Origin of the sequence: Photobacterium sp. GB-50 (assembly GCF_003026755.1) — a bacterium.
In the GTDB taxonomy this organism is placed as follows: Bacteria; Pseudomonadota; Gammaproteobacteria; order Enterobacterales; family Vibrionaceae; genus Photobacterium.
This window is the reverse complement of sequence record NZ_PYNX01000014.1, coordinates 84,718-97,131: the sequence shown is the minus strand read 5'-3', so window position 1 is coordinate 97,131 and position 12,414 is coordinate 84,718. Positions and strand designations below refer to the sequence as shown.

Annotated in this window: 6 protein-coding genes; 2 read left to right on the top strand and 4 right to left on the bottom strand. The window is 40.3% G+C overall.

Annotated elements, in window-relative coordinates:
• The 4 genes from C9J41_RS16005 to C9J41_RS15990 form a co-directional block, all read right to left on the bottom strand.
• On the bottom strand, positions 1-2,156 hold a 2,156-nt coding region (locus C9J41_RS16005; protein ID WP_146151677.1), incomplete at its 3' end, for an Ig-like domain-containing protein.
• A 259-nt stretch (positions 2,157-2,415) separates the two neighbouring features.
• Positions 2,416-6,330: an ATP-dependent RNA helicase HrpA gene (gene hrpA / locus C9J41_RS16000; protein ID WP_107208793.1), complete on the bottom strand. Its 3,915-nt coding sequence runs from the start codon at positions 6,328-6,330 to the stop codon at positions 2,416-2,418.
• Positions 6,331-6,547: 217 nt separating this feature from the next.
• Positions 6,548-8,602 (bottom strand): metallophosphoesterase, encoded by a 2,055-nt coding sequence (locus tag C9J41_RS15995; protein ID WP_107291306.1) that lies wholly within the window; start codon positions 8,600-8,602, stop codon positions 6,548-6,550.
• A 261-nt stretch (positions 8,603-8,863) separates the two neighbouring features.
• Positions 8,864-10,258 carry an MATE family efflux transporter gene (locus C9J41_RS15990; protein ID WP_107291305.1) on the bottom strand — a complete coding sequence of 465 codons (1,395 nt, stop codon included), beginning with the start codon at positions 10,256-10,258 and terminating at the stop codon, positions 8,864-8,866.
• A gap of 124 nt (positions 10,259-10,382) precedes the next feature.
• On the opposite strand from C9J41_RS15990, the gene C9J41_RS15985 reads away from it, so the two are divergent.
• A complete protein-coding gene (locus tag C9J41_RS15985) occupies positions 10,383-11,243 on the top strand; it encodes an AraC family transcriptional regulator (protein WP_107208449.1) in 861 nt (286 codons plus the stop codon).
• Between the two features lie 128 nt (positions 11,244-11,371).
• The gene (locus C9J41_RS15980; RefSeq protein WP_107208450.1) at positions 11,372-12,346 is read left to right on the top strand and encodes a zinc transporter ZntB; all 975 of its coding nucleotides are present in this window, start codon (positions 11,372-11,374) and stop codon (positions 12,344-12,346) included.
• The last annotated feature ends 68 nt before the right edge of the window (positions 12,347-12,414 follow it).

Genomic DNA, 12,414 nt, shown 5'->3' with positions numbered 1-12,414 from the left:
GAACTTTGCGTGAAGGTTAAGTTATCACCGTCAACATCGGTCGCGGACAGTTGACCACTCACAGCCACTTCTTCATCAGTCGTAACGGTAATGTCTGTGCCTAATGGATCATTGTTATCATCAACCAATACTGGTGCATCATTGATTGGATTAACTTTGATATTCACGGTGATGGTGTCGGTACCACCTTTACCATCACTGACTTCAACCTTAAAGCTATCATCACCGTTAAAATCATTGTTTGGTGTGTAAGTCCACGTGCCGTCAGTATTCACGACGACGGTGCCATTGGTTGGATTAGAACTTTGCGTGAAGGTTAAGCTATCACCATCCGCATCGGTCGCGGACAGTTTGCCGCTCACTGCCACTTCTTCATCAGTCGTGACAGTAATGTCACTACCCAGAGGATCATTGTTATCGTCAACCAATACTGGCGCATCATTGATTGGCTTCACGGTTACGTTAACAGTAATAGTATCGATGCCACCGTTGCCATCACTGACTTCAACCTTAAAGCTATCATCACCGTTAAAGTCATTGTTTGGTGTGTAAGTCCATGTGCCGTCAGTGTTAACCGTCACTTGACCATTTGACGGGTTAGAACTTTGCGTGAAGGTTAAGCTATCACCATCTGCATCTGTCGCAGACAGTTGACCGCTCACTGCGACTTCTTCATCGGTCGTAACGGTAATGTCACTGCCCAGTGGATTATTGTTGTCATCAACCAATACTGGCGCATCATTGATTGGCTTCACGGTCACATTAACAGTAATAGTATCTGTACCGCCGTTGCCGTCACTGACCTCAACGTTAAAGCTATCTTCACCGTGGAAATTAGTCTTAGGTGTGTAAGTCCATGTGCCGTCAGTGTTAACCGTCACTTGACCATTTGTCGGATTAGAACTTTGCGTGAAGGTTAAGTTATCACCATCAACATCGGTCGCAGACAGTTGACCGCTCACGGCGACTTCTTCATCGGTCGTGACGGTAATGTCACTGCCTAATGGATTATTGTTATCATCAACCAATACTGGTGCATCATTGATTGGATTAACTTTGATATTCACGGTAATGGTGTCGGTGCCGCCGTTGCCGTCACTGACTTCCACCTTAAAGCTATCATCACCGTTAAAGTCATTGTTTGGTGTGTAAGTCCACGTACCGTCAGTGTTAACCGTCACTTGACCATTGGTCGGGTTAGAAATTTGCGTGAAGGTTAAGCTATCACCATCCGCATCGGTCGCGGACAGTTGACCGCTCACTGCGACTTCTTCATCAGTCGTGACGGCAATGTCTGTGCCCAGTGGATCATTGTTATCATCAACCAATACTGGTGCATCATTGACTGGATTCACGGTTACATTAACAGTGATGGTGTCAGTGCCACCTTGGCCGTCACTGACTTCAACCTTAAAGCTATCTTCACCGTGGAAATTAGTTTTAGGCGTGTAAGTCCACGAGCCATCAGTATTCACGACGACGGTGCCATTGGTTGGATTGGTCGATGAAGTGAACGTTAAGCTATCACCATCCGCATCGGTCGCGGACAGTTGACCGCTCACGGCGACTTCTTCATCGGTGCTTACCGTAATACTCTCACCTTCTGGCGCACCGTTTTCATCGACAATAATAGGCTTGCTGTTTATTGATATATTCGATTTACCGTCATCTTGAGGAGATTGCTGCTCTAGTGGTTTTGAAGGACTATAAAAATCATTACCATCATTGTAAGGAGAGGCAGGAGGACGAGGACTGGTATCACGACTATCATATCCAGACTCAGCTATGATTTCTTTTGCGTTTCTTTCAATGCTATTAAAACTAAAACCACCACTATTACTAATGTTTTGAAGACCAGCTGCAGTAGCTTCCGCAATAAGGGTTGGATCCTCTCCAGAAGCAATTAAAGCCTGAAGGTTGGCTATCTCATCAGGAAGATCTTCTTCTACACTATTAGAATTAACATTAGAAAATACGACTTGTGTTCCATCTGACTGCTCCAAACTCACATTTGCATAATTAGGCAATATTAATACATCGCCAACTGACAACATGAGCTGTTCAGTAACAACCTTGTTACCCATTTCATTACTCAATTCAACATTGCCAGAAAATGACAATACTTTACTTTCTTGAACGACCGCAAAAGATTTCATGGAATAAACAATCCTTGTTTAGTTACAAAATCAGATAGATATAGCTCTAGTGGTATTATCACCTGATGGTAATTGGCACAAAAACAATTTAATAAGTTCACACTTATTTTATATATCATATGGTGTCATTTTTTTGTCACCACCTCAACAAATTTGCATGTTAATTATTAATGACATAATAAATACTGTTTTTTATGCATAAAAAAGCCGATAATGTTATGTACATTATCGGCTCTTTATTATTTCGCTATTAACTAAATCAACATTCGTTAATTGCGTTTCGTACACGCTTGTCTGATACAGGGTATGGCGTACCCAACTGCTGAGCAAAGTAACTAACACGTAGCTCTTCAATCATCCATCGGATCTCTTTTACTTTATCAGGTACTGGCTGCCCTTTCGGGATCTTATTCAATAGCTCTTTGTACTCATTAACTACTGATTCAATCTTCAGAATATGCACACGATCTTTGTTTGGATCGATTGGCAGTTTTTCCATTCGACGCTCAATGGCACGCATGTAACGCAGAATATCAGGCAGACGTTTCCACCCACATTCTGTTGCAAAACCTTTGAAGATCAAGCTTTCAATTTGTGCTTTGATATCAGACATCGCAAATGCCATGCTTAAATCAATACGCCCTTTCAAACGCTTACTGATGTTAAATGCTGTGGTTAAGATTTCTTCTACTTGTTTGGCAATATCAACCACGGTGTCACCAAGCTCAGCACGAACAAACTCTTTCAACGCTTCAAATGATTCAGGCTGCCATGCTAATCCGCCTTTCTCTTCAATTAGCTTATCAACACCACAAGCAATACAATCATCAATCAGATCAAGTACACGACCATACGGATTAAAGTACAAACCTAGCTTCGATTTGTTTGGCAAGTTTGAATGAAGGTACTTAATTGGCGATGGTACGTTAAGTAAAATCAAACGACGTTGACCCGCCTGCATCGCATTGTTTTGCTGCTCTTCAGTTTCAAACAGTTTGATACCAACAGAATCTTTGTTATCCACCAGCGCAGGATAGGCTTTTACTTCAAAGCCACCGCGTTTCTGTTGGTAACGTTCAGGTAGCGTACCAAAACTCCAGGTTTTCAAACCATCTTGCTCAATATCATCATCAGCAACTTGTGACAAAGTTTCTTGAACCTTCTCTTTTAAGTTGTCTTTCAGACCATAGATATCTTTGCTCTCACGTAACTTACGATTGCGGTGATCAACAGCACGATAAGTGATCTTCAAGTGATCAGGGATCTGATCTAAATTCCAATCTTCACGCACAATTGTGACGCCACTCATACGCTTCAATTCTTTTTCTAGTGAATCTAGCAATGGTGCTTCCATTGGCTTAACACGTGCTAAGAACGCATCAGCGTAGTTTGGTGCAGGCACAAAGTTACGACGTAACGGTTTTGGTAATGATTTGATTAATGCAACAACCAGCTCATGACGTAAACCTGGAATTTGCCAGTCAAAGCCGTCAGGTTGAACTTGGTTTAAGATAGCCAATGGCACGTGAACGGTGACACCATCGTTATCTTCACCCGGTTCAAACTGGTAGCTCAGTTTTAGCTTCAAGTTACCTTGATGCCAGAAGTTTGGATAATCTAGATCAGTGACATGACTTGCATCGCCACGGAATAACATCTCACGCTCAAAGTTCAATAACTCAGGATCTTCTTTCGATGCTTTCTTCCACCATGAATCAAAGTGGCGACCTGACGTTACTTTCAAATCAATACGCTGATCGTAGAAATTAAACAGCTCGTCATCATCGATCAGAATGTCACGACGACGTGATTTATGCTCAAGTTCTTCAACTTCGCGCAATAGCTTACGGTTTTGTTGATAGAACTTATGGCGCGTATCCCAATCCCCTTCAACCAATGCTGAGCGGATAAAGATTTCACGTGATAACGTTGGATCAATATTGCCGTAGTTAACTTTACGTTTGGCAACCACAGGAATGCCATACAGCGTAACTTTTTCAAACGCATGAACAGCAGCAGACTTCTTCTCCCAATGCGGTTCGCTATAACTACGTTTAATCAAGTGACCTGCTAATGGTTCAACCCACTCCGGCTGAATTTTTGCGCCAATTCGCCCCCATAAACGTGACGTTTCCACCAGCTCCGCAACCATCACCCACTTTGGTTGTTTCTTGAAAATGCCAGAGCCTGGGAAGATATTAAAGCGAGCGTTACGCGCACCTTGGTATTCATTTTTCTCTTGGTCTTTCATACCAATATGCGAAAGCAATCCGCTTAATAGCGAAATATGAATACTGTCATAGCTTGCTTCGTTGCCATTCATTTTCAACTCAAGCTCTTTAATCACTTGGTTGACTTGGAAATAGATATCTTGCCACTCACGAATGCGTAAGTAGTTTAAGTATTCTTTCTTACATAAACGGCGGAATTGATTACTAGAAAGCTCTTTTTGTTGCTCTTGGACGTAATTCCATAAATTAACGAACGCAACAAAGTCAGAATCTTTGTCGTTAAATCGGCGATGTTTCTCATCAGACTGTTGCTGTTTATCTGATGGACGCTCACGTGGATCTTGAATAGATAAAGCCGATGCAATGATCATCACTTCACGTAATGCACCATGCTTAGGCGCTTCTAGTACCATACGAGCTAAACGCGGATCAATAGGAAGACGCGCTAATTGGCGACCCATTGGTGATAAACGTTTACGAGGATCTGTGGCTTTAGAGTTAATCGCACCTAACTCTTCCAATAATCGAATACCGTCTTGAATATTACGATTATCGGGCGCTTCTACAAATGGGAAAGCTTGGATATCACCCAAACCAATCGCGGTCATTTGAAGAATAACTGACGCTAAGTTAGTACGTAGAATTTCTGGATCGGTAAATTCTGGGCGCGATAAAAAATCTTCCTCAGAATATAGACGAATACAGATACCTTCTTGAACACGACCACAACGCCCCATACGCTGATTAGCGCTGGCCTGTGAAATAGCTTCAATCGGTAGACGCTGTACTTTAGTACGGTAACTATAGCGACTAATTCGGGCTGTACCCGGATCAATAACGTATTTAATACCCGGAACAGTCAGTGAAGTTTCCGCTACGTTTGTTGAAAGTACAATACGGCGACCAGAGTGTGATTGAAATACTCTGTTTTGCTCACCCGCCGATAGACGTGCGTACAAAGGTAGTATTTCTGTATGGCGTAATTTACGCTTTTCTAACGCATCTGCAGTATCACGAATTTCACGCTCACCGTTTAAGAAGATCAGGATATCACCCTCACCTTCATCACATAGTTCATCGACCGCATCAAAAATTGCATCTAATTGATCGCGATCAGTGTCATCACCGTCTTCAACCACAGGGCGGTAGCGAACTTCTACTGGGTACGTACGACCTGAAACTTCAATAATCGGTGCATTATTAAAATGCTTAGAAAAACGCTCAGGATCGATGGTTGCAGAAGTAATGATGACTTTTAAATCTGGGCGCTTTGGTAATAATTCACGCAGGTAACCCATGATGAAATCAATATTTAAGCTACGTTCGTGCGCTTCATCGATAATGATAGTGTCATATTGACTTAAGAAACGATCGTGTTGAATTTCAGCCAGTAAAATACCGTCTGTCATTAACTTTACATGGCTATGCTCAGAGACCTGATCGTTAAATCGGACTTTATAACCTACGTGAGAGCCCATCTCACATTCCATTTCTTCTGCAATACGAGAAGCAACAGAGCGCGCAGCCAGACGACGAGGCTGAGTGTGGCCGATCATACCGTGGGTACCACGACCGATTTCTAAACAGATTTTAGGTAGCTGAGTAGTTTTACCTGAACCCGTCTCACCCGCCACAATAACCACTTGGTTATTTAAGATCGCTTCAGCGATATCATCTTTCTTCTGGCTTACGGGTAACTGTGCTGGGTATATGATTTTTGGACGCTGAGTACGGCGACGTTCCACCGTTTGCATTGATTTCGCAATCTCTAATGCAATTTCGTCAAATACAGCGTGCTTGGATTTTTCATTTTTAATTCGTGATGCGCCTTGTACACGTTTGTGTAGGCGAAAACGATCGCGCATCATGCAATCTTTAATCGCAGACTTTAATGTTTTTTCGTTATTCAACACGTCTGCTTGAGTTTGATTCGACTGACTCAATTTAATTCCTGTCTTTCAATGACTAATGGATACCGAGAACATCATGATGACAACTCGCTTAGTATCACTTGGCGATTCGAAATTTTTGTTAATTCTATCACAATTAAAGCGGCGTGAGAGCAGGTTAAAAGACAATTACTGGGATGTAATGATGCGATATAGAACATGATGTGTAATGAATAAAAAAATAAAGCCGACTCTAAAGGTCGGCTATTGATTACGCTTTAATTCTAAGTGGATTCTCATTTGATAAATCCAACACTTCCCCTCGCGATGGGAAAACCCTGAAGTGCGTTGTTGGCTCTGTAATTCTGAACATGTGGAAAATTCTAGCCAGTGCCGCCAAACGTAATTTTAAGTTTGATAAATTATCTTTATTCTCATCAAACTCTTCATGAGAACCTGCTTCAGGATCAGCCTCAATATAGTCTTGAGAATAATCATGATTTTCGAGGTTATTGTCGATATCACAACGACCAAAAAGCTCTGCAACAACGCTGTAGCCAACAACCTTATCTAAACCAATGTCTTGTAATGCAAGCTCATCACCGTTTCGAATATGTAGCATTGCATTACAGTAATCTGTAAAAATAGCCTGATTTAATTGCTGACGGCTGTAGTTCATATTGATTAAGTGCTGATTGACGTCTTCAATTGCGTTATTAACACTCACTTGTTCTAGCCCCGCTCCCACCAATAAATCAATAACTTTAGTATCATTGGTATCTGGGTTGATGTTGTCTACAAGCGTTGAAAGTACCGTTCCTGATAAATCATCATCAATCACGCTTAAAACCATTAGCCAATATATTGGAAACGTTGACTGGTAAAGATGGCGCATATCCCAGCCCCAATCATCAGACTTATCATTAACAGTTAAGCAAATCAGGTGTTGATACATTAACTCTCGGTAAGAAGACACCTCAAGCATCGATTTCCAATGTGTATCTAAACCTTTAGCTGTACGCCAGCTTATTTCATTTTCATAATGATTAAATAAAGAATCAAATTCAGGCACATCTTCAATGACTTTGGTTTCTATTTCGAAGTCGTCGGGACCATAACAGGTGATTTTTTTATACGCTGGAATATAAGCAGCTAATGACGGTGCCTGAACATTAACTAAGGTTTGTCCATTACGACCAACATATTTAGCGGTATCGTTAATATGAATATGCCCAGCAAAATGCAGCTTTAAACCACAATCAATGAGCTCTTCAGTAGTTTCTGATGTTGGGACTCGCTTGTGGTTATACGATGAGTCAGCGAACAAATAATAAAAATCGTCAGCGCTGTAGTTTAAATATTCAATAGCAGGGTAATGTGAAAAAACGAGTAATGTTTTTCCTTGCTCATCTGCTCGCTTAATAACATCTTTTAACCAAGTTAATACCTGCGGTTTTTGAACTTTACCATCTTCATACCCTTTTGCATCATGATCCCACTGACTTCCCAGCGGATCCAAAGGTACATGAGTGTTCATGTCTACAGAGCAAATCCAAAAACCTTCTATTGGTTCGACGAGATAACTAGAGTCAGGACATTCTACTGTATAGGCTCCATCAGCAGATATTGCTTGATATACACGATCTTCAAGTTTGTTCGATTTCCATGGCGTTTCATAATAGTGATAATGCGGCTGAGATTGAAAACCAAATCGACCTAATTTTTCCATTAATGGTGTGAAACCTAGAGATTGCATTTTCGGGCTATAGAGTACATCGTCAACTTCATCACTAGGAATAAAGCTTTCAACATCGCCCTGATTGCTGGTTACTTTTACACCAGCACCATCTGATCGTAAGAAGGTCTTATCACAATTTTCACCATAGGGTGTAGTAGGATCGTGATTGCCATGAGTTAAGAAGAACTCCAATCCATATTCGTCACTATATTGTTCAAGTACTTTTTTCAAGCCATCAACATGGGCTTCTTGTCCATCATCAGAAAAATCGCCAACAAGAATAACGAACTTAATGCCCTCTGCAACAATGTCATCTAATGTCGCTTTGAAGACAAAGTAGTTTTCATTAAACATACGAGTAGAACCAACTGAGTCTTGCATCGTTCTAATACAAACTTCGTTATTGTTGAAGTCAAAATCACCATGAATATCATGAAAATGGACATCACCAAGTAAAGCAATTCTATGTGTTTGATCAGTCTGGTTATTATTACTTTGCATTTTACAACCAGGTAATACCGTTGCTGATGTCGCAGCAACACTTGCTGAATTTAATAAAAACTGACGTCTTGATAATTGGTAACTCATATACAACCTTGGTTAATACCCTAAAAAATGGATGGATATTAAGAAGCTGTTATTTCATTTCTATTATTTAAAAATGACAGATTTATTAAATACTTACACGTGGCAATATTCTACCTGCAAATTTTACTTGTGTAATAAGCAACAAAATATGTTTAATATTGATATTCTTAGGCGAGTTGATTACAAATAAAAAAAGCTAGACAATCTCTGTCTAACCCTTTTTATGCAGACTTAAATCCATCGCTATGTATTGTTTTATTTTTATGCTGTCATAGAAGAGGATTCTACGTCATCATTAATAAGGTTTTTTAACCACTTACGACCATAAATCCGATAAGTTGTCAGTCCAACTTTCACGACTTCTTCTGCCAATATAGCAACAAGCACCCAGTGTAATGGCCAGCCTAAAACAATACCCGTGAGTATGGCTAAAGGAATACCTATTGCCCATTGGCCAAATAAATCAATAAAAATGCTGTATTTAATGTCGCCACCGCTACGTAATACCCCACCAATACCCACCATATTGAACACTTTTAGGAACATACCTAACGCCATCACTAAGGTAACATTCAGCGACATTTCAAGGTTCGGTGCTTGAGCCTTTGCCAACCACTCTCCAACAAGCCCACTCGATAGCCAAATAGACACACCTAACACAAAAGCAATAGACACACTCAAAGCTAGAAAGAACCACGACTGATGAAACGCTCGTTGATAATTTTCAGCGCCTAATTCGTGTCCCAAAATCGTTGATGCGGCAACCGCAAAACCAATAAAGGCTGAAATTAATACCGCTTCTATCGGCGATAATAAGCTAATGATGGCAAGCTCTGTTACACCTAATTTGGCAAAAATAACGCTATAAACCAGTATTCCCATCGCCCATGCCCCGTCATGAACAATCATAGGCCAGGCGACATTAAAATAACGTTTCCTTGCTTTGGCGTTACTTGCTGGCTCTATATCTTCCTGTGTAGGTAATACTTTTTTATAGGTTTTATAAGTAATAAACAGCAAAATAGCTGTTTGTGCACCACGCGAAATCGTTGTCCCCAGCGCGGCACCAGCAACCCCCATTTCAGGAAAACCATATAATCCAAAAATTAATAGCGCATTAAGTACGCCATTAATAATGACAGCCACCAGCCCAACATACGTAGGCATTTTAGCTTCGCCTACTGCACGTAAAGCAGATTCAAGCGGTACGACAATGGCTGTAAAAATAATGCTCCAGCCGCAGACATATAAATAATCTCGTGCATAGTGAATAAAGTCGGCTTGATCATTAACCAAAGAAACAATTTGCTCTGGAAAAACACGGTATGCAACAGCAAAAGGCAATGTTAAAAAGATTGCACATACCCAAGATTGCAATAACGTACGTCTCACCCCTTCCATTTTCCCTGCGCCAAAATATTGAGCCGCGAGAACACCAACAGCTCCACTGACGCCAACAACAAGCAATAAATTAAAGAAAAATATGCGGTTACCAATACCAACAGCGGCAACTTGTGACTCACCGAGTTTAGAGACCATGATGACATCGACTAAACCAAGTAATGAAAACAACATAGATTGCATTGATACTGGCAACGCTAGACGCCATGTTTTTTGCCAAAAAGTTTTATCTGCTGAGTATCGCCAGTGTTGCATGACCGCCACCTAATTAATGTTATCTTACTGTGAAGCTGATCATACCTATGTTTACTCAAACACGTTTATTCTAAGCAATCAAAAAGCTTTGCTAGACTATCATTTTTTAATTTCGGAGCTCTGAATGGGGTATATTGATACTTTTACTATTTCGCCAAAATGCCAATCTATTATTATTGATCAAGTACAATCGATTGAACTTGAAAAGCAAAAAATTCTTCAATGTGGCATCAATTATGGCAAAGAGGCATTCAGTATTTATCGAAGAAACCCAGACATGTATATGCTGCTATACACAACGGGTGGAAAAGGGTTATTGAAAACACCAGACAGTGAATGGGCATTAGAAACCGGCAGTGTTATTTATGTACCGCCCAGTTATGAGAATGGCTTTGTCATCCACCCAGATGATAATCCTGATCTTATTTGGGATGTCGCATGGGTCATGCTTGAAAAACATAAGCGTTGGGATGAGAGCTTACCTCATGATATTACCTATCAAGATTCACAATCAGGCTCATTACTATTTAAGACTATCATTTGCTTAAGCGAATCTTTAAGTTTCAACTATCCATTGGGCGATGCGCTATGTAAAAGTATTACCGAACAGATTTGTTTATTAGTGAATACCCAAACCGCCTCTCACTCTCCTAAAGCACTTACCCGTTTAGAACATGTTTACCAGCAAACGAAAAGTCAGTTACATCACCCATGGCAAGTCTCCGATCTGGCCGCCTTATATCCATGCTCTGAGCCGCATTTTCATCGATTATGTCAACAGTATTACCAACAATCTCCCATTGCCTATTTAACTCAAATTCGAATGGAACATGCTGCTGGGCTACTGACTACCACCAATTGGCCAATTCAACATATTAGTGATTTATGCGGTTATCCAAACCCAACCAATTTTAGTACCCGATTTAAAAATTGGAGTAGTTTTACCCCTCGACAATTTCGAACGCAGTTTCAGCCTCAGCTTTAAAACCCCTATTCCTTTGTCGTGATTAAATAATTTTTCTCTCGAAGGCGATATCAGTTAAGCTAGTAAATAAATAAAGTGATAATAAAGCTTGTTAGATAATATACCTTTAACGATGAAAGGATCACCAGATGCAAAACTGCTTTACATATAGTTATCAACTTGATGCAAGTAATGGCGCTTCGCCTCTCTCACTTGATCAAATAAATAACTGGAGCAGTAATGATGGGCTAATGTGGGTGCATTTAAACTATACCGATGAAGAAGCACTAGCATGGATAAAAAATAGTCATTTGCCAGATGTAGAAAAAGAAGCCCTTACGACTCAGCGTATTCGCCCTCGATTAAATCAAACGAAAGAAGGTTTTTTCCTATCATTACGAGGAATAGATTTAGATTCTGATAATCAGTCTGATCCTCCATCAGAAATGGTCTCTATTCGAGGTTACTATACACACAACACCATTGTTACCACCTCAGATCGTCCTGTCAGAGCACTTGATCGTGTCGCGGCACATATAAATGGCGGCTTTGGGCCCAAAACCATTGGTGCATTCATTCTCTGTCTTTGCGATCACCTTACGAGCCATAAAATAGAAGTAATTGATTCCCTCGATGACAAGTTAACCCAGCTTGAAGATCAGGTGATGAATAATAGTGATGACGACCTCCGTAATAATATTGCACAATTAAGACGAGAGACCGTTTATCTTCGTCGCTATGTCACTCCACAACGTGATGCCATCGCTAAATTACTCACTATTGATACTCCACTGCTCTCGCTATCAGACAAACAAAAAATACATGAAGTAAATGAAAAGCTACTCCATGTAATCGATGACTTAAACGCCATTCGTGAACGTGCTAATGTGACACAAGAAGAATTAATGAGCTTACAATCTGAAGCATTAAACCAACGTTTATATTTTCTGTCTTTAATTACCACTATCTTTTTACCACTCGGTTTTTTAACCGGTTTACTGGGTGTTAATTTAGGAGGTATTCCTGGCTCACAAAATCATTGGGCATTTTATATATTCTGTAGCCTGTTATTCGGTGTATTAATACTTCAACTTATCCTTTTTTATCGTAGAAAATGGATATAAAAAACTAAAATAGATAAATTGGTTACATATGTGTAATCCAATATTTTTATTTTTAATGTTGATTTATT

What these genes read in the sequence shown, in the direction of transcription:
- C9J41_RS15995 (WP_107291306.1), bottom strand. Translation starts at nt 8,602, where the DNA reads ATGAGTTACCAATTATCAAGACGTCAGTTTTTATTAAATTCAGCAAGT.
- C9J41_RS15990 (WP_107291305.1), bottom strand. Translation starts at nt 10,258, where the DNA reads ATGCAACACTGGCGATACTCAGCAGATAAAACTTTTTGGCAAAAAACA.
- C9J41_RS15985 (WP_107208449.1), top strand. Translation starts at nt 10,383, where the DNA reads ATGGGGTATATTGATACTTTTACTATTTCGCCAAAATGCCAATCTATT.
- C9J41_RS15980 (WP_107208450.1), top strand. Translation starts at nt 11,372, where the DNA reads ATGCAAAACTGCTTTACATATAGTTATCAACTTGATGCAAGTAATGGC.